Here is a 19,556-nt window from a genome sequence, read left to right as displayed (position 1 = left end):
ATATTAAATTGCTGTTACAATAGCAACAAAATCATCTGCTTTTAATGCAGCTCCACCAATAAGACCTCCGTCTACGTCTGGTTTAGAGAATATTTCTTTTGCATTTTCAGGTTTTACACTTCCTCCGTATAAAATAGAAACATCTTCGGCGATATCGCTTCCAAAAGCTTTACGAACAGTTTCTCTAATAAATTCGTGCATTTCTTGCGCTTGTTCCGGTGAAGCAGTTTCTCCAGTTCCAATAGCCCAAACAGGTTCGTAAGCAAGGATAATATTAGCCCAAGATTCTTTTGTAATATGGAATAAGCCATCCGTTAGTTGGTTTTCAACAACATTAAAATGGTTTCCTGATTGACGGTCTTTTAATTCTTCCCCAAAACAAAAAATAGCTGTTAAGTCATGTTTCAATGAAGCATCGACTTTATTTGCAATTAAAGCATCAGTTTCTTTAAAAATTGCTCTACGCTCAGAGTGCCCAAGAATTACATAATCTACCCCAACGCTTTTTAGCATGTCTGCAGAAATTTCGCCTGTAAAAGCACCACTTTCTGCTTGGTGTACATTTTGTGCAGCAACTTCAATAGTAGTAAACTCTAAATGTGCAACTGCAGAAGCTAAGTTTACAAAAGTAGGAGCTACAATAACTAGAGTTTCACTTACAGTTGGTAATTTAGCAATTAAATCATTTAATAAATCTTCAGTTTGTTCTGCGTTTTTATGCATTTTCCAGTTTCCTGCAACAATTTTTTTTCTCATTTTGGTTCGTTTTATTTTTGTTTTTTTTTTGAAATTTTGTACTATTATTTTAAGCCTTGTAAAGTTTGATTTATTTTATCAAAATCGGTTTCGATCGCGCGGTATAAAACAATTTTACCTTTTTTATCCACAATGATATATCTTGGGATCCAATCTAAATCAATTGCTTTGCCAAAAACACCTTTCATACCATCATTCATCATGAAATGATCACCTTTTATTTCGTGTTTTTCAATTCCTGCTTTCCATTTGTCAGCAGTTTTATCTGCAGAAAGAAATAGATAAGATACATCGGGATTATTTGCTTGTAACTCTTTTACTTTAGGCATTGCTTTTACGCAATCTCCACACCATGAAGCCCAAACTTCTATAACCAAAGTTTTTCCTTTATATTTTTTTAATATGTCTTTGAAAGCAACTTGACTATCATCGGTCGCTAATAATTTTTCGGATAAAGCTTCTTTAGAAAAAGCAGTTTTTTGAGCATTTGTACAAGAAAACGTAGCAAAAGCAATAAGCAATAGAACTATTTGTTTCATGGTTATTTATTTTTTACCAAAGTTAAACAAACAAATTGAAACAGAAATAGAGATTAACAAAATTTGGGGACGTCCTTATTTTGTCACAAATTGAGAAGTTTTGGTTACAAAAAGTAAAATGAAATCGTAATAGTTACACATCAAAACAAGTTTTTTGGATGTTTTTTATTCAATTGATTTTAAGAAGAAGAAAAAAATGTTGTTTTTTTATTTGTCAGATGGTTTTTAAATGTCAAAAAACGTCTGGCAGATAAATAAAAAGTGTTCAATAAATTCTAATCAGAATAATTATTGAACACTATATTTTATTTTAATTGATAATTGCCATTTGCCCATTTTTTGCAAGGTACAATCCAATCGTCTGAAGCTTTATATAAAAAACCATGTTTCAGACCTGTATTTAATTCAATTTCTTTGAAATGATTGATCTTTAATTTGGAAGTTTCTTTTCGTTTTATGGCTGAAACTCCGTAAATATCTGATTTTTCATAGATTGTCAAGATATTTCCGCAATAATTTATATCTGGAATTTCTTTTATGTCTGTTTCTTGAAAACATCCAATGAATACAAAATTAACATCAGGATTTGCTAAATAAGTTGAAACATATTGTGCAATATAACCTCCTTTGGAAGTTCCTATTACCGTTATTTTATTCGGTTTAACACCCTTTCTTATCAAAATATTAATTTGTGCTACAACTTTTTTAGCATATTTATAAGCATTAGTATCTTTACTTCTTTTTTCGCTATAAACTATGAAATTAGCATTTTTAAAGGATTTAATGATTTCATTATATTCGACTTTTCCATACTCGGGATGTTTAGTATACAAATCATTTTCTTCAAAAAATTTATTATGGAAAAAAAAGATATATGCTTGTTCAATGCTCTTTGTTTTCGATTGGCCAAAAGAAAAGATACTAAAAAACATAAAAAATAGAATAAAAACTGAATTATGTGTTTTGCTCATTATGTCTTTAAAGTAAGAAGTGTTATTGGGTTTGATGTTTGGAACCATATAAGTGATGTAAATAGAGATATAGGTGTGACTAATCTATGTAAAACTTGAATAGATTTACATCACTTACATGGTTAACTTTTCTGTTGCAATCTAAAGTTTTGTAATCAAACTATGATTATTCAATTTTTATAACTTTAAATCTTTGATATCGTTATAATGTACTTTTTGAGTAATAGTTCCATTATTTAAAATTACAATACTAGGATTAGCTCTTTCGATTGTTTTAAGAGTTGTAGCATCACAAAAATAAAAATCAACATTTAGTTTGTATTGTTCTTTTGCTTTAGCAATTTCATCTTGACCCGAAGCAGTCATAGCAATTACTTTATATCCTTTTGCTTTAGCTTCTTGATTTAATTTTTCTAATTTTTCCATTCCAGATGGTTCAGAAAGTGTTAAGTCATAAGTAACAAAAATCATAAGTTTAGGCTCTTTTAGTAATTCATCTTTATGATCTATATCGTCTTTAGTCATTGTGAAATCATGAATTGGTGGTACATAACCTTCAGTGATTACTTTGTCTTTTCTGTCTACAAAAGTGGCTCCTTCCGGAATAGACATTAAATCTTTCTCTTTGAATTCTTTGTTTACACCATTTACATTGTAAATAAAAATCATTTCAACCACAGATTGAGGAGCACCAGCAGGAATTTCCATCCCTTTCTCTATATTAGTTCCTACTTTGTAAGGACGGAAGTCTTTTATAGGTAAATGATTCAATACCCAAACTCCCATAAAAATGCACAAAATGATACTTACATAAGCAACAATATTTTGAACGCTTTTACTAAATAAAGGTTTGACTAATTCTTTATTAATGAACAATATTAAAATAAAGAATAGTAAAACAATATCTTTTGTAAAGGATTGCCAAGGCGTTAAATGCAAAGCATCACCAAAACAACCACAATCTTTTACTACATCAAAATAAGCAGAGTAAAAAGTAAGGAATGTGAAAAGTATAATCAGGATTAATAAACTCCAGATTGTAGCTTTGGATTTGTATCCAATAAGTAACATTACACCCAAAACTACTTCTAAGATTACTAAAAATAGAGCTAACCCTAAAGTTAATGGCTCTAAAAATGGCATATTAAAAACAGGTTCACTAAAATATTCTGCCAATTTATAAGAGAATCCAACGGGATCATTTAGTTTTATTAATCCAGAAATAATGAATAATACGCCAACAAATAATCTTGAGAATTGTGTAATTATATTTTTCATGAAGTTTTTTTTAATTAAAAAAATTTAATTTATTTTTTTGTTTCCAAAGGATTTAATATCAATGCAAAAATGGCATAATTAATCATGTCCTGATAATTAGCATCAATACCTTCAGATACTAAAGTTTTACCTTTATTATCTTCAATTTGCTTAACGCGAAGTAGTTTCTGCAATATAATATCGGTTAAAGAACTCACACGCATATCGCGCCAAGCTTCGCCATAATCATGATTTTTGGCAAGCATTAATTCTTTGGTAACTTTAACTTTGGCATCGTATAATTCGGTAGCTTTTTCTACATCAAGATCAGGCTGATCGACAACACCTAATTCTAACTGAATCAATGCCATTATCGAATAATTGATGATTCCGATGAATTCGCCCTTTTCATCCTCGTCAACTTTACGAACTTCATTTTCTTGTAAACTTCTAATTCGTTGTGCTTTTATAAAAATTTGGTCGGTTAATGAAGGCAACCTTAATATGCGCCATGCACTACCATAGTCTTTCATTTTATTGATAAAAAGCGTACGACAAATCGCAATTACATTATCGTATTCTTGAGAAGTATTCTTCATTATTGATGTATATTTGTCTAAATTTCTTCAAAAATAAGGATAAATTTTTGAAAGAGTTTAAAGTTTCAGGTTTAAAGTTTTAAGTTATTGAAATAGTTAATATTGATTTCTAAGCCTCAAACTTTAAACCTGAAATAAAGAAAACATTAAACAAAATACAAAATGACAATTAACTGCAAAGGGCAACTTATTGATTTGTCAGTTCCTAAAGTAATGGGGATTTTAAATGTAACGCCAAATTCTTTTTTTGATGGCGGAAAATACGATAGCGACGAAGCTATAATAACACAAGTAGGAAAGATGCTTGCCGATGGAGCAACGTTTATAGATCTTGGCGCATATTCTAGTAAACCAAGTGCCGAATTTGTTTCGGGAGAAGAAGAACTAAACCGAATTGTTCCCGTTGTAAAGTTGATTTTGCAACATTTTCCGGATGCATTACTTTCAATAGATACTTTTAGAAGTGAAGTGGCAGAAGCTTGCATAGAAAACGGAGCAGCAATTATCAATGATATTTCGGGTGGAAATCTAGACGATAAAATGTTTGGGGTTATAGCCAAATACAATGTTCCGTATATCTTAATGCATATGCGCGGTACACCACAAACCATGCAAACTTTAACCGATTATGACGATATTGTAAAAGAGATGCTTTTTTATTTTTCCGAAAAAGTAGCTGAAGCGCGAAGTTTAGGTATAAACGATATCATACTAGATCCTGGTTTTGGTTTTGCCAAAACATTAGATCAAAATTATGAGGTTTTGCAAAAAATGGAATTGTTCAATATCTTGGAATTACCAGTTTTGGCAGGATTTTCTAGAAAATCAATGATATATAAAAATCTAAATATAAACCAGCAAGAAGCGTTGAATGGAACAACAGTTTTGAACACGATTTCCTTGACAAAAGGAGCAAAAATTTTGCGTGTTCATGATGTAAAAGAAGCAATGGAATGTGTGACTTTGTTTAATAAAATAGCAATTTAATACAGATAGAAATCATTATAATTTTTTTAATCTGTGACAAAAAATAAAATTTAGAATTTAAAATATGAAATACCTTAGCTTAATTCTTGTCTGTATTCTTTTTTCTTGTGGAAAAAAAGAAGATGTTTTATTGCCAAAATCGAATGTATCTGTAGTGAAAGATGTACAAGATCATTCGCCTATTTATATTTTCTTTAAAACAGAAGGAAAAGATACTATAGCAGATGTGAATCGTAAAAATAGTATTATTTCGACCAATTGGCTTTTTAATATTGATAAACGCTTGCCTTTAAGATTAGTTGTCCCAGAAGTAGCAAAATTGCAAGAAAAGAAACGAGCTGATAAAGCGCATGAAAACGAAAAAGCCGAAAATTATTATTCGTATGCAGATAGTATCGGAAAGAATTTAGCCTTTTTACCTTTTACAGAATTGTACTATAAACTTGGAAAACCAAAATCGGATGGATTAATTATCTTTTTCGAAAAAGACAATAAAACGGTTAGAGTTAATAACGAAACAATTAAAAGAGAAGAATTACTCAATTATATTGCAAGTCTTGATTTTACGGTTAAACCAAAAATGCAATTTTGTTTTGATAAGAATATGAGTTTTGAGAGTTACATTCAGGATAAAATCTTAATCAATAAACTACAATCATTTGCAATGGTTATAGATGAATTTATCTGTTAAAACTGAATACTAAACAGTGACTGCAACTAAAAACTGAACACTTTCCTTATTGGTGATGATAAGGTTCGTTTCTTAAAATCGTAAATCCGCGGTACAATTGTTCGATAAAAAACAAACGTACCATTTGGTGTGAGAATGTCATTAGCGAAAGCGAAATTTTCCCTTGCGCTTTACTATAAACGGTATCAGAGAATCCATAAGGTCCACCAATTACAAAAACTAAAGTCTTAATGCCAGAGTTCATTTTCTTTTGTAATTCTTCTGAAAAACCAACGCTTGAGAAGTTTTTACCATTTTCATCTAATAGAATTAACTGATCAGTTGGTGTTAGTTTTGCTAGAATCAATTCACCTTCTTTTTCTTTTTGCTGGCTCTCAGATAAGTTTTTTACATTCTTGATATCAGGAATAATTTCTAAATCAAATTTGATGTAAAAAGACAAACGCTTGGTATAATCGTCAATTAAAGTTTGAAGCGATTTATTGTCGGTTTTGCCAATAGCTATTAGTTTGATATTCATTCTCTTGAATTATATTTTGTTTTGAGTTTTTGCCACAGATTAAAAAGATTAGACCGATTTTATCCCGACGCTTCGGGATTGCGTACTTTGTGTATCCCGAAGCGTCGGGACTGCGCACTTTGCGGTTAAAAGCTAACTAGATTTTATTCTCAAAAACAGTTTCAAAATGTTCTACAATAGGAAACGGCTCGTAGTAATGATGTAATAATTTCTTCCATTCCAGATATGCTGCCGATTCTCTAAAACCAATTGTATGGTCCTTGAGATTGCGCCAATCGACCAATAAAAGATACTTATTGGGTTGTTCCATACATTTTTTAAGATTGTGACCTAAATAACCTTCAATAGAACTTATATACTGACTTGCTATTGCAAAATCATTCTCGAAATCCTTTTCCTGGTCTTTTTTTACAAATAAAACTGCCGCTTCTTGTATCATATTTTATTTCTCTGAAAATTTAGCTTCAAAAGTTTTAAATCTTGCATCAAGGTCTTTTAGCAATTGCTTTTTAACGGCATTATCCTGAATGAAACTGTAATTGATACTATTGTAAACGTATTGTTTAATAGTTGCATAAGAAACATCCTGATATCTGCTAGCTAATAAAACATATTGCTCTGTCATGTTTGTTCTTAAAATCCCTGCATCATCGGTACTAATTACTATTGGTACATTAAATTCTTTGTACAATGTAAATGGATGACGAGCGTTTTTAACTTTCAGGATAAACTCATTACTTACCAAGTTAATCTCAATCGGAATATTGTTTTTTGCCATATAGCGCAATAAGTCATACGAGTTTTCTTCGTAAGCGATGTCTACGCCATGACCAATTCTGTTTGCTCCAGCAATATGAATAGCCGAAGTAATATGCCATGTTAACTCTTCTGGTTGTACTAATCCTAATGTAAGTTCACCAGCGTGAAGCGTATATTTTACATCTGGAAAACGGGAATGGCAGTATTTAAACATTACCATGTGTAACCAATAATCTTTCATAGAAGTTTCACCATGTTCTGGAGAAACGATATTTACACCCGCTACAAGTTTGCTTTTGTCTGCAGAGATAAACGCAATCATAAGATTTTTGAACAAATCTACAGGCTCCATAAAACGCAATACAAAGTTTTGATAACGCATTGTAAAATTTGCATCATCGATTTTTAGGTCTTTATGTAATTTGGCTATGAAATTAGTATTGAAATCTTCAGCGTATTTTACAGCATTTTTATCTTGTAATGATTTATAAAGTGCATCTAGAGATTTAAAAATTGCTTTTTCGTCTTTTTGGGCAGCAGCTTGTCTTAGTTTTGTATTAAAGTCGGCTAAATCATCTACATTCATATCACAAAGAATTGTGTTTAATTGTGTTTCGATATAGCTTACATTCTCTTTAATTGCTCTGTTTTTAAGCTCTATTAAACCTTCGGCAAAATGCCCGTCGATAGTTGGAGAAAATTTCTCGAAAGAGTCAAAAAATAAATCATCAGAAGGAACAGAAACACCATTATAGTCTTTTGCAGACCAAGTTTGCATGATTTGTTGCTTGTAATATTCTAGTTTTCCACTGTTTCTAAGCGAAGAAAAAGTCTCCCAATTTCCTTTTGCAGGTTTTGTTTTTAGAACTTGCATGGTTTCTATATTCAAATAAAAATCTTCTGCAATAGCTCTTTCCAGTAGAGGTTCAGCATAGATTGAACCTGAAAAATGATGATGTAAATCACCGCCTTTTGGCATTTGAGAAAAGAAAGCAGTTAAGGCTGCTTCGTTATTTCTTATTTTATCTAAGTAAGTTGCAGGTGATTGTGAAAAGCAGAGTTGTGCTATGAAAAAACTGAAAACTGTAATTATCCTTGTCATATAGTAAGTTTAAATTACATGCAAATATAATTGATTAGGAGGACATTTAAAAATATAGATGAAAATTGGTTAAACTACTGTTCGTTTTTTTTAATAGATGTAAAAAAAGACGCACTGCTGTACGCCTTTACAGAACTTTTTAAAAAAATAGAACGCGGATGAAACAGATTTACTTCGTAAAGACGCAGATAAAAACAGATTTTTAAAATAACAATGAGAGAAAAATCCGTTTTTATCCGCGTTTTCGCCAAAGCCGAATCAGTGTCATCCGCGTTCCCTATTATGCGCAATTGAAACTCATTATTGCTCTTCGACTCCGCTATGCCTGATAAGATTTGGGCTTAGAATCTCAGCATTTTTGTAGTTCGAAACCTTTATCTCTTTGCACCTCAGGGCCTTAAAAAAATTAGTGAAACAATACGTCTTTTATATCGTCTGTTTTATCAAATACGCTTTTCGCAAAAGGACAAAGCGGAATGATTTTTAGATTGTTCTCGCGAGCATAATTTACTGCTGCCATAACTAGTTTTTTTCCAACACCTTTACCGTTGAAATCGGGATTTACTTCGGTGTGGTCAATTATAAATTTAGTATCTCCAGCCCAAGTATAGGTCATTCTTCCAGCTTCTTTTCCGTCTTCTACTGCTTTATAATATCCTTTTCTTCCTTCGTTTATTTGTTCTATTTCCATGATGTTTAGTCTAAAGTTGTTTGTATTTGGATTGTGTTTGTTAGGGTTTTGTGAATCGGGCAACTATTGGCGATTTTTAAAAGTCGGTGTTTTTGAGCCTCATCTACATTTCCTGTTATTTCTATCTTTCGAGTCAATAATGAAACAGTTTGTTCTGCATTTTTTTCAAAATCTACCGAAATATTAATTTCTGTAACATCCCATAGTTTGCGATCAATATACATACGTAATGTAATCAAGGTACAAGACGCCAATGCAGATGCTAATAACTCAGAAGGGGAGAAGCCTAAATTTTTTCCTCCAACTTCTTGTGGTTCATCGGCGATAACAATATTACCGCTTGCCGATTTTATTTCTGCTCGATATTTTCTGGTGTCAATACTTGCTGTTATCGTATTCATAAATTTATCGCATTTTTGGTTGTGGCAAAGGAACAAATTCGGTTTCACCAGGAACTTTTGGAAAAGTTTGAGCTGTCCAGTCTTGTTTTGCTTTTTCGATTAGTTCTTTATCTGTGGAAACAAAATTCCAAAAAATAAAATGTTCTTCAGGAAACGGAGTTCCTCCAAATATATAAACGGTAGTATTGGCTGCGATTTCAAATTCGCATAACGTACTGTCGTTTGCAATCAGGATTTGTTTTGGGTCATAAGTATGTTCGCCACTTTTTATACTTCCTTCTAAAATGTACAATCCGCTTTCGCCAAATAAATCTTTTCCGATGTTTATTTTTTGAGCCGTTGTACTTTTGATTTCAATAAAATAAAGCGGACTATATACTGGAACTGGCGATTTTTTTCCGAAAGCTTCTCCTGCTATTAGCTTATAAGAAACGCCATTTTTTTCCCAAGCCGGAATATCATTGGCTTCTACATGTACAAAATTAGGATCCATTTGCTCCAATTCTTTTGGTAGTGCTACCCAAATTTGTAAACCATGAAGCATTTTATCTGTTTTACGTAAGTATTCGGGCGTTCTCTCAGAATGTACAATTCCTTTTCCTGCGGTCATCCAGTTTACTGCTCCGGGTTTAATCTCCATTTCGGTACCCAAACTGTCTTTGTGCATGATGCTTCCTTCAAATAAAAAAGTAAGAGTCGATAACCCAATGTGTGGATGTGGCGGAACATCCATGTTTTCATGGTCGCTTAAATGTGCTGGTCCCATATGGTCGATAAATACAAATGGTCCAACGGCTCTTTTCTCACGAAAAGGCAATAATCTACCGACCATAAAATTACCAATATTGGCAGCGCGTTCTTCAATAATTAGATTTACGTTTGACATATTATATTTTTAAAATTAATTTTCTAATGTTCCAAATTTACCATTATTGTAATCATCCACAGCCTGAATTAATTCTTCGTGTGTGTTCATTACAAAAGGTCCGTGAGTAGCAATTGGTTCGTTAATTGGCTCACCGCTTAAAATCAATACAATACTATTTTCTTGAGCTTCGATATGAAAATTTTCGCCTTCATTTTTAAATAACACCAAATGATCTGTTGCTACATTTGTATCATCATTTACCGTAATACTTCCTTCTATAACCAATAAAGCGGTGTTGTAAGTTGCAGGAAAATTAAAAGCTGCTTTTCCGCCTTTAAGTAATCTTGCATTAAGCAAATGCAAAGGAGTAAAGGTCGATGCTGTTCCTTTTAAACCTTGATATTCTCCAGCAATAACTTCGATATGACCACCATTTTCAGGAAGTTCGTATTTGCTAATTTCATCATTGGTGATGCCTTGGTATTTTGGTTTCGACATTTTATCTTTTGCAGGTAAGTTTACCCAAAGTTGTACCATCTGGAAATCGCCTCCAGTTTTACTGAAATTTTCTTTGTGATATTCTTTGTGCAAAACTCCCGAAGCTGCTGTCATCCATTGTACATCGCCTTCGCCAATTACTCCGCCACCTCCGCTACTGTCATGATGTGCTACTTTACCTTTATAAGCAATGGTTACGGTTTCGAAACCACGATGCGGATGCACGCCAACTCCTTTTGGAGTATTTGTAGGCGGAAAATAGAATTTTGAATTATAATCTAGCATGATAAAAGGGCTCATGCGTTTCATACTTAATTGTGGTACACTAGGGATAAAATTATGTACTCTAAATCCATCACCAACAAAATGTGGTTGTCTTGGAGCTACGACTGTTTCTATATTTTTAGTTTTCATAATGCTTTTGTTTTATTGTTGATACAAAGTTACTCTCATTATGAAAAATGTAACTTAATGTAGATTAAGAACTGAGTTACTATAAAAGTAAGGATTATTATTTAATTTTTTTAGTTGATAGTTGTCAGTTATTGGTTGTTGGATTTTTGTTCTTAATCGAGACCTAACAGGTTTTTAAAACCTGTTAGGTCTACTTTGTATAAACTGGTTTTATGAATAAAAAAGGGCGTTCATACAAAATCGTACAAACGCCCTTTTATTAATTATTATAGAATGCCTAAAATTTCATTCTCTGAATTCTTACTGCATTTAATATCGCTAATAAGGCAACACCAACATCGGCAAATACAGCTTCCCACATGGTTGCTAAACCTCCTGCACCAAGTACCAATACAACAGCTTTTACAACAAATGCTAAAGTGATATTTTGCCAAACAATTTGTTTGGTTTTTTTACCAATGTTTATGGCGGTGTAAATTTTTGTTGGTTGATCGTTTTGGATCACAATATCGGCAGTTTCTATCGTAGCATCGCTTCCTAAACCTCCCATTGCGATACCTGCATGAGCGAGAGCAACAACTGGCGCATCATTTACGCCATCACCAACAAAAGCAATTTTCAGGCCTTTATCTTTCAGTGCGGTTACTTTCTCGACTTTGTTCTCTGGTAATAAATCTCCGTAGGCTTCATCGATATTCAGTTCTTTTGCAACAGCATTAACAACAGCAGTTTTATCGCCCGAAAGCATAACTGTTTTTACGTTTATACTATGTAAACTCTGAATGGCTTGTTTGGCATCTTCCTTAATTTCATCGGCTATCAAAAAGTAACCTGCATATTTCTGGTTAATGGCAATAACGATTATAGTAAACGGTGTATTATCAATCTCAGCATCATAATTAATATTGAATTTCTTTAGTAATTTGGTATTACCCGCCAAGATTTCGTTTCCACCAACTTTTCCTTTTAAACCATGACCTGCAATTTCTTCTACATCGGTAACCGAAACGCCTTTTTCAGAACCTTTTGCATATTCTATTATGGCAGTTCCTACAGGATGTGTTGATTTGGTTTCGAGTGCTGCCGTATATTTAACTAAATCAGCTTCGGGAATACCTATTGCAACTACTTTTTGAACATTAAAAACTCCTTTGGTTAATGTTCCTGTTTTATCCATTACAACAACTTCTATAGCTGCCATGATATCTAGGAAACTAGAACCTTTAAACAGGATTCCGTTTTTACTCGCTGCTCCAATTCCGCCAAAATAACCTAACGGAATAGAAATAACCAATGCACAAGGACAGGAAATAACCAAGAATACTAAGGCTCTGTACAGCCAATCTCTAAAGATATATTCATCTACAAAGAAGTAAGGCAAGATGCAAATGGCAATAGCCGAATATACTACGATGGGCGTATAGATTTTGGCAAATTTTCGAATAAACAATTCGGTTGGTGCTTTTTTGGCGGTTGCATCCTGAACCATTTCGAGAATCTTAGATAATTTACTATCGGTATATAATGCGGTAACGCGAACTTCGGCAACCGAATTTAGATTTATCATTCCGGCCAGAACACTTTCTCCTTTGCTCTTAGTATCAGGTTTACTTTCGCCTGTTAAAGCTGCTGTATTAAACGAAGCATTATCGGAGAGTAATTCTCCATCAAGTCCTAGTTTTTCTCCTGGTTTAAGCTGAATTATAGACCCAATTTGTACTTTTTCGGCCTTGATTATTTTTGGCTGATTATTTTCCAGAATTGTAACCTCATCAGGACGCTGGTCGAGTAATGTTTTAATATTTGCTTTGGCTCTGGTAACTGCCAATGTTTGGAATGTTTCACCAATTGCATAAAACAGCATTACAGCAACTCCTTCGGGATATTCGCCAATGGCAAAAGCCCCGATTGTTGCAATACTCATAAGTAAAAACTCCGAGAAGAAAGCACCTTTTCGAGCACTTTCTAATGCCTCTTTTATCACAGGAAAACCAACGGGTAAATAAGCAATTATATACCAAACTATTCGTATCCAACCTGTAAACCAGTTTTGTGGTAAATAGTTATCAAAAACAATTGCAATAATTAATAAAGCAAAGCTAATTATAGCTGGAGAAAACATCTGGAAAACAGTTTGATCTCCTCCCGAATGATTATGTCCGTCATTATCATCGTGAGTTTCTGGCTCATCATGGGAACAACATCCTGATTGCATTGCTTTTGAAGCATTTTTGGTGGGTGTTTTACAATCTACTCCTTTGTTATTCTCGTCGGGTTTATGTTGATGTTTCATATTTATTTTTTTCTAAATCCACAAAATTGAAAATTCTGTGTTGTGTTAAATGGTGTAATATGATCTTCTGTAAAACATTTTATTGTTTCAAAACTTTCCTGAAAAGTATCTTTCATATTCTTTTCAGAATATTGTTTTATTTCTAATCCACTGCATTTTAATGGCCCATTTTCTGAAAAAGTGCCAAGTAAAAAATGAGCATTAGGATTTATTGCATTTTCTATAATTGAGACATATTTATTAATGTTTTCGTCATCAGTTAAAAAATGAAAAACGGCTCTGTCGTACCAAAAATCGAATTTTATATCGGGAGTAAATTCTGTAATATCAGAAACAATCCAGTGTATCAAACTTGCTTTTTCACCTAAGCGAACTTTTGCTCTTTCTAATGCTGCTGCTGAAATATCCAATACCCAAATATTTAGAAAACCTTTGTCTAATAAAGCATCAGCCAGATTACTATCACCACCGCCAACATCAATGATATTGGCGGTTTTTGATAGTTTTAAGCTTTCTATATAATCTATTGCAGTTTTTGGGTATTCTTGTGTCCAGCTCACCTCATTTGGAGTTTTGGTTGCAAATACATTTTCCCAATGCTTCTTATTATTCATGTTAAAAAATATCTTTAATGTGTATGCTCTCCGCCACCTTTTTGGGCCGATAATAAATAGAAAGCACCCTGTGTAACAATTTGACTATTCTCAGGGATTGAAGTTACAAATTTTATTTCGGTATATCCCATATCGGTAGTGCCAGGGATAATTTCTATTGCTTTAAAATGTATTTCTTCATGCTCTTCTTTATGTTCTTTTGCAGACTCTTGTTTTGCCCCTTTTTCAGGATGAGTACTCTCTTCTTTTATAAAGATAAAAAATTTGTCTCCATTTTTTACCACAGCAGCTTTAGGTAAAGCAGGAACTGTTGCGTTGTTTAAATTGATATTTGCCGAAACATACATTCCGGAGATTAATCCTTTGGCATCATCAGGATTTATTTTGGCATGAACTGCAACGGTTTTGCTTTCATTAGAGAATGATTTATTGATACCGAATATTTTTCCCTTTATCGATTTATTTGATTGATTGGTAAGAATAAAATCAACTTCCTGACCGATTGAGATTGAACCTAAATCTTTTTCATATACATTTAAATCCAAATGCATCTGGCTATTATCTACAACTTCAAACAACGGAATTCCAGTTTCGGCAAATGCGCCTTTGGCAATGCTAATTTTTCCAACATAACCACTTATTGGTGATATGATAGGAATTAATGCACTGGTACTGGTTGTACTTACGCTAAGTGCCTGAAGTCTGTTTTTTGCAGCTTGTGCTTTTGCTCTTTCCACAGCAAGTTTTGCTTTTACTTCCTGAAATGTTTTTCGGGGATTTACATTTTCATCAGCCAATGTTTTCTGACGGTTGTATTCTAATTGCAAATATTCGATGTTGGCTGTAGCCGATTTATAATCTTCAAGCATTCCTACAACTTCAAGATTTTGAATAGTTGCCAAAACCTTTCCTTTATTTACAAAAGTACCTTCCAGAACAAAGATATCTTTGACCGTACCCCCAAGTAATGTGGCTATTTTTGCCGAATTTTGAGGCGGAACTGTCGTATATCCATTGGCTTTAATAATGGTTTTTAGGTTGCGATTTTCAATTTTTCCAAATTGAATTCCAACAGTTTTAAATTGCGCTTCGGTTAATGCAACTTCAGTTTCTGCTTTTTCTTCTTCACTTGTTTCTTCAGCTTTCTTTTCGTTGCATGATGTTAAGATCAACATTAAAAAAGCAATTGAAAGTAGAGTAGAAGTACGGCTTATTATGTTTTTTATATTTTTCATTGTAATGAGTATTAGTTATTGGAAATTGAAGGAAATTGTAATCGAATGGCGCTTTGATTGTATGTATTCAAAGTCTCTGCATATTGTTTTTTTATGTCAATTGCTTGATTTAAAAAACTGATATACGTCCAATAACTCATATCTCCATTGGCATAACTTTTTTGTGCTGTAGTGATAATTTGTTCTGCATAGTTTAAACCTTCTGTTTGGTAATAATGCAGTCCTTTTTCCTGTTTTTCGAATTCATTTTTTAGTTCCTGCATTTGTAATTCCAATGAAAATTGACTTTTCTCTAGTTCCAGTTGTGATTGCGCAATGCTTATCGAAGCTGCTTTGGCTTTGGCTGTATTTACACCTCCAAACAACGGAATTTGTAAACCTGCAGTAAATCCCTGAAATAAGGATTTGGTTTCGATTGTTTGGGCAAAATACCCCAATCCTAATTTTGGCGTTCGTTGCGCTTTAAACGTATTTACTTCTTTTTCGAAAACTGAAATTTGTTGTTGATGATAATCATTCATCAAATCTTTTGCTTTTAACTGGTTTGAATCGCCAAATGCAGCAAATTGCAATGGAGTAGTATTGTCAGGTACAATATTTTCTTTTGTTTGAACAAAAAACTGTAATTGTTTCTGGTAAATAGCCAAATCGTATTCTAATTGTGCTTTTTGAGTCTCAATTTCTTTAACCTTAACCTTTGCACTAATTACTTCAATATTGCCACTTTCCCCGGTTTTAAAACGCAGTTCTGCATTTTTTAGGAACAAGGCATATACATTAAATAATTCGGTGTTTAGTTTTTGAACAGAGACACCGTATAAATATTGATAATAGGCTAATGTCACGGCTTTCTCGATTTCATAAGCAGATAAAGCTTTTCGTTTCTCGGCAAGTTTTACCATTTCTTCCTGCAATTGTCGGTTGGCTTTGGTAATTTTTCCGATAGGGAAATATTGTTGTACCGAAACGTTACTGTCATAATCGACATTATTAAATTGCCCACCTTGATATTGTACTTGCAAGGGATCGGCTTGAAAAGCTGTCTTTTTAAGTGCGGTTTGCTTCTCTATTTCTTTATCAGCAATTTTTAAATTAATACTATTGGCTTTTGCCATTTCAATTGCTTTATCCAATCCAATAGGTTGGCTGTTTTGTGCAAAAGAAAAAGTACTAATTAGTAATAAAAGCACTGTTACTATAGGTTTTATCATTGTTGTTTTTCTTTTAATTTTCGTCTCGAATAATAAGTATAGTATCGGCAAAACAATTAGTGTAAGTAATGTAGCCGAGAATAAACCGCCTATTACAACCGTTGCCAATGGTTTTTGTACTTCGGCACCACCACTTGTAGATAATGCCATCGGTAAGAAACCTAAGGATGCTACGGCAGCTGTCATTAAAACGGGACGTAATCTTGTTTTTGTTCCTATTAAAACACGTTGCAATGGATCTGTAATTCCTTCGGATTTAAGCTGATTGAAATAGGATATTAATACAATTCCGTTTAAAACTGCAATTCCAAATAAAGCAATAAAACCAATTCCTGCCGAGATACTAAAAGGCATTCCGCGTAGCCATAATGCAAATACACCACCAATTGCCGAAAGCGGAATTGCGGTAAAAATCAATGCAGCTTGTTTGGTGCTTTTAAAAGTAAAATAGAGTAGGACTAAAATTAAACTCAATGCAATTGGTAAAGCGATAGAAAGACGCTTGTTGGCTTCGATTAAGTTTTCAAATTGTCCACCATAAGTAACATAATATCCTGCTGGAAGTTTGAAATTTTTGTCCAGTTTTTTCTGGATTTCCTCTACAACACTTTTCACGTCACGTCCACGAACATTTAGACCAATTGTGATTCTGCGTTTACCATCTTCACGAATTATTTGTACAGGACCTTGCTCATAATCGACAGTCGCAACTTGCGAAAGCGGTACTTGTTGTCCGCTTGGTAATGGAATAAACAAATTGCTAACATCATTAATATCACTACGATTGTTCTTGTCCATACGAACAACAATATCAAATCGTCTGTTTTCTTCGTAAATTTTCCCTGCAGCTTCTCCTGCAAATGATGAACGGATTATTTTATTTAAATCTTCGATATTTAAACCGTACAAAGCGATTTTGTCATAATCGTATTTAATCGTAATCTGAGGCAATCCACTTACTTTATCGGCCTTAAGATCACCAACGCCTTCTATTTTATTGATTTTCTGAATCAGTTCGTTGGCTTTTCTCTCCAGAACATCGAGATTATCACCAAATATTTTAATGGCAATATCACTTCGGCTACCGGTCATTAACTCATTAAAACGCATCTGGATAGGTTGTGATACTTCGATATTGGCTCCGGGAATTTTTTCCATTTCCTCTTTCATCATACGTGCCAAATCTTGCCAATTATGTGCGCTTGTCCATTCTTTTTTGTCTTTTAGAACAATAATCAAATCACCACTTTCTATAGGCATCGGGTCGGTTGGGATTTCTCCACTTCCTATCTTGGTAACAATGGTTTTAATCTCTGGAAATTTTGCTTTAAGCATTTTCTCATATTGGGTTGTTGTTTTTATCATTTGTGATAATGAACTTCCTGTCATGATAGTTGCATTGATAGATAAATCTCCTTCTTCGATAGTTGGAATAAATTCTCCTCCCATATTTTGAAATATGATAAGTGCAACTACAAATAATGCTGCTGCAATACCCAAAACAGCCTTTTTGAAACGTAATGCTTTTTCTAAAAATGGTGTGTATATTTTCTCGAACCAAGCCATCATTCGATCGCTAAAATTTGATTTGTGCTCTGTTTTTTTAGATAAAAACATTGCGCTCATCATAGGAACATAGGTAAGAGACAAAATAAAAGCTCCAATTACGGCAAAGCCAACTGTCATTGCCATTGGTTTGAACATTTTTCCTTCGGTTCCAACCAAAGCTAATATTGGCAGATATACAATTAAGATGATTATCTCTCCAAATGCAGCACTATTTCTGATTTTTGAAGCCGAAGCATATACCTCTTCATCCATTTCGGATTGGGTTAATTCCTTTTTCTTCTTGAGCTTTTGCAAATGGTGCATCGTGGCTTCGACAATAATCACGGCACCATCGACTATAATTCCAAAGTCAATCGCTCCCAGACTCATTAAATTTCCGCTTACGCCAAAGGCATTCATTAAGATTACCGCAAATAACATGGCTAGCGGAATTACCGAAGCTACTATTAATCCTGCACGAAGATTTCCTAAGAATAATATCAGTACAAAAATCACGATTAATGCTCCTTCAAGTAAGTTCTTGGTAACAGTTCCTATGGCATTATCGACAAGTTTACTTCTGTCAATAAATGCTTCGGCAACGACGCCTTCGGGTAACATCTTGTTTACCTCAATCATTTTTTCTTTCACGCGTTCAACAACTGCTTTGGAGTTTTCTCCTTTTAGCATTAGCGTTAAACCACCTACAATTTCGCCTTTACCATCTTTGGTTGTGGCACCAAAACGAATGGCATTACCTAGTTGTACCGTTGCTACGTCACGAACCAAAATTGGAGTGGCATTTCTATTTTTAATAACAATGTTTCCGATGTCTTTTATTCCAGATGCCATACCAACACCACGGATGAAATAAGCAAATTCATCTTTTTCGATATAGGCACCACCAGTATTCTGATTGTTTTTTTCTAGTGCATCAAAAATCTCTGTAATCGTAACTCCGGCACTGTTTAATCGGTTTGGGTCAACAGCAATTTCATATTGCTTTACACTTCCTCCCCAAGTACTTACTTCGGCAACACCTTTTACACCTTGTAATTGTGGTACAATAATCCAATCCTGAATTGTTCTTAAACTTGTAGCGTTATATTTATTTTCGTAACCCTTTTTGGCATATACGTCATATTGATAAATTTCGCCAAGACCTGTAGTAATTGGAGCCAATCCTGGCGTTCCAGCATATTTAGGGATGTTTTCTTCGGCTTGTTTTAATCTTTGAAATACTTGTTCGCGCGCCCAATAAGTATCTGCATCTTCTTCAAAAACAACTGTAACTACCGATAACCCAAAACGGGAAATACTTCGTAGTTCGATTACTTTAGGGATCGTTTTTACCGCCTGCTCCAGCGGATAAGTTATTAATTGTTCTACTTCCTGACTTGCAAGAGTAGGAGCAGTAGTAATAATTTGCACTTGATTATTTGTAATATCAGGAAGTGCATCCAGCGGTAAATTTTTAAGTGAAAAACTTCCCCAGGCAATAAGTACCAAGGTAAGTAAGAGTATAATGAATTTATTCTTTATACTAAATTGTATAATCTTATCTAACATTTTCAGGATATAATGAATGAGAAATCAGGACGA

Annotated in this window: 18 protein-coding genes; 2 read left to right on the top strand and 16 right to left on the bottom strand. The window is 33.5% G+C overall.

The window, feature by feature from the left end:
* Positions 1 to 3: 3 nt before the first annotated feature.
* The 5 genes from tpiA to OIU83_RS03880 all read right to left on the bottom strand — a co-directional run bounded on the left by tpiA (position 4) and on the right by OIU83_RS03880 (position 4,122).
* The gene (gene tpiA, locus OIU83_RS03900; protein WP_264204956.1) at positions 4 to 756 is read right to left on the bottom strand and encodes a triose-phosphate isomerase; all 753 of its coding nucleotides are present in this window, start codon (positions 754 to 756) and stop codon (positions 4 to 6) included.
* Positions 757 to 800: 44 nt separating this feature from the next.
* Positions 801 to 1,295, bottom strand: coding sequence for a TlpA family protein disulfide reductase (locus OIU83_RS03895; RefSeq protein WP_264204955.1), 495 nt, complete (start codon positions 1,293 to 1,295; stop codon positions 801 to 803).
* Between the two features lie 305 nt (positions 1,296 to 1,600).
* Positions 1,601 to 2,227: a dienelactone hydrolase family protein gene (locus tag OIU83_RS03890; RefSeq protein WP_264204954.1), complete on the bottom strand. Its 627-nt coding sequence runs from the start codon at positions 2,225 to 2,227 to the stop codon at positions 1,601 to 1,603.
* 216 nt (positions 2,228 to 2,443) lie between these two features.
* Complete coding sequence (locus OIU83_RS03885; RefSeq protein ID WP_264204953.1) at positions 2,444 to 3,544, bottom strand: BT_3928 family protein; 1,101 nt, start codon at positions 3,542 to 3,544, stop codon at positions 2,444 to 2,446.
* A 29-nt stretch (positions 3,545 to 3,573) separates the two neighbouring features.
* Positions 3,574 to 4,122: a DUF1599 domain-containing protein gene (locus tag OIU83_RS03880; RefSeq protein ID WP_264204952.1), complete on the bottom strand. Its 549-nt coding sequence runs from the start codon at positions 4,120 to 4,122 to the stop codon at positions 3,574 to 3,576.
* A gap of 162 nt (positions 4,123 to 4,284) precedes the next feature.
* Here OIU83_RS03880 and folP point away from each other — a divergent pair, with 162 nt between their 5' ends.
* Both folP and OIU83_RS03870 read left to right on the top strand, forming a co-directional pair.
* Entirely contained in the window at positions 4,285 to 5,109 is an 825-nt protein-coding gene (folP, locus tag OIU83_RS03875) for a dihydropteroate synthase (RefSeq protein WP_264204951.1), read from the top strand.
* A gap of 64 nt (positions 5,110 to 5,173) precedes the next feature.
* Complete coding sequence (locus OIU83_RS03870) at positions 5,174 to 5,800, top strand: hypothetical protein (RefSeq protein ID WP_264204950.1); 627 nt, start codon at positions 5,174 to 5,176, stop codon at positions 5,798 to 5,800.
* A 46-nt stretch (positions 5,801 to 5,846) separates the two neighbouring features.
* Here the strand turns inward: OIU83_RS03870 and rlmH are convergent, their stop codons facing one another.
* The 11 genes from rlmH to OIU83_RS03815 all read right to left on the bottom strand — a co-directional run bounded on the left by rlmH (position 5,847) and on the right by OIU83_RS03815 (position 19,523).
* On the bottom strand, positions 5,847 to 6,320 hold the full coding sequence (gene rlmH / locus OIU83_RS03865) for a 23S rRNA (pseudouridine(1915)-N(3))-methyltransferase RlmH (protein ID WP_035628752.1): 474 nt from the start codon (positions 6,318 to 6,320) through the stop codon (positions 5,847 to 5,849).
* Positions 6,321 to 6,456: 136 nt separating this feature from the next.
* A complete protein-coding gene (locus tag OIU83_RS03860; protein WP_264204949.1) occupies positions 6,457 to 6,759 on the bottom strand; it encodes an antibiotic biosynthesis monooxygenase family protein in 303 nt (100 codons plus the stop codon).
* A gap of 3 nt (positions 6,760 to 6,762) precedes the next feature.
* Positions 6,763 to 8,181: an amidohydrolase family protein gene (locus tag OIU83_RS03855; RefSeq protein WP_264204948.1), complete on the bottom strand. Its 1,419-nt coding sequence runs from the start codon at positions 8,179 to 8,181 to the stop codon at positions 6,763 to 6,765.
* Positions 8,182 to 8,587: 406 nt separating this feature from the next.
* Positions 8,588 to 8,872 (bottom strand): GNAT family N-acetyltransferase, encoded by a 285-nt coding sequence (locus OIU83_RS03850; protein ID WP_264204947.1) that lies wholly within the window; start codon positions 8,870 to 8,872, stop codon positions 8,588 to 8,590.
* Between the two features lie 5 nt (positions 8,873 to 8,877).
* The gene (locus tag OIU83_RS03845; RefSeq protein ID WP_264204946.1) at positions 8,878 to 9,273 is read right to left on the bottom strand and encodes an OsmC family protein; all 396 of its coding nucleotides are present in this window, start codon (positions 9,271 to 9,273) and stop codon (positions 8,878 to 8,880) included.
* A gap of 4 nt (positions 9,274 to 9,277) precedes the next feature.
* Positions 9,278 to 10,159, bottom strand: coding sequence for a pirin family protein (locus OIU83_RS03840; RefSeq protein WP_264204945.1), 882 nt, complete (start codon positions 10,157 to 10,159; stop codon positions 9,278 to 9,280).
* A 15-nt stretch (positions 10,160 to 10,174) separates the two neighbouring features.
* Positions 10,175 to 11,053, bottom strand: coding sequence for a pirin family protein (locus tag OIU83_RS03835; protein WP_264204944.1), 879 nt, complete (start codon positions 11,051 to 11,053; stop codon positions 10,175 to 10,177).
* Between the two features lie 277 nt (positions 11,054 to 11,330).
* A complete protein-coding gene (locus tag OIU83_RS03830; RefSeq protein ID WP_264204943.1) occupies positions 11,331 to 13,346 on the bottom strand; it encodes a heavy metal translocating P-type ATPase in 2,016 nt (671 codons plus the stop codon).
* A 2-nt stretch (positions 13,347 to 13,348) separates the two neighbouring features.
* The gene (locus OIU83_RS03825; RefSeq protein ID WP_264204942.1) at positions 13,349 to 13,960 is read right to left on the bottom strand and encodes a class I SAM-dependent methyltransferase; all 612 of its coding nucleotides are present in this window, start codon (positions 13,958 to 13,960) and stop codon (positions 13,349 to 13,351) included.
* Positions 13,961 to 13,974: 14 nt separating this feature from the next.
* Positions 13,975 to 15,195 (bottom strand): efflux RND transporter periplasmic adaptor subunit, encoded by a 1,221-nt coding sequence (locus tag OIU83_RS03820; protein ID WP_264204941.1) that lies wholly within the window; start codon positions 15,193 to 15,195, stop codon positions 13,975 to 13,977.
* A gap of 11 nt (positions 15,196 to 15,206) precedes the next feature.
* Positions 15,207 to 19,523, bottom strand: coding sequence for a CusA/CzcA family heavy metal efflux RND transporter (locus OIU83_RS03815; protein ID WP_264204940.1), 4,317 nt, complete (start codon positions 19,521 to 19,523; stop codon positions 15,207 to 15,209).
* Between the last annotated feature and the right edge of the window lie 33 nt (positions 19,524 to 19,556).

The sequence above is a fragment of the Flavobacterium shii genome, from assembly GCF_025847235.1.
In the GTDB taxonomy this organism is placed as follows: Bacteria; Bacteroidota; Bacteroidia; order Flavobacteriales; family Flavobacteriaceae; genus Flavobacterium; species Flavobacterium shii.
This window is presented reverse-complemented; position numbering and strand designations above follow the sequence as displayed.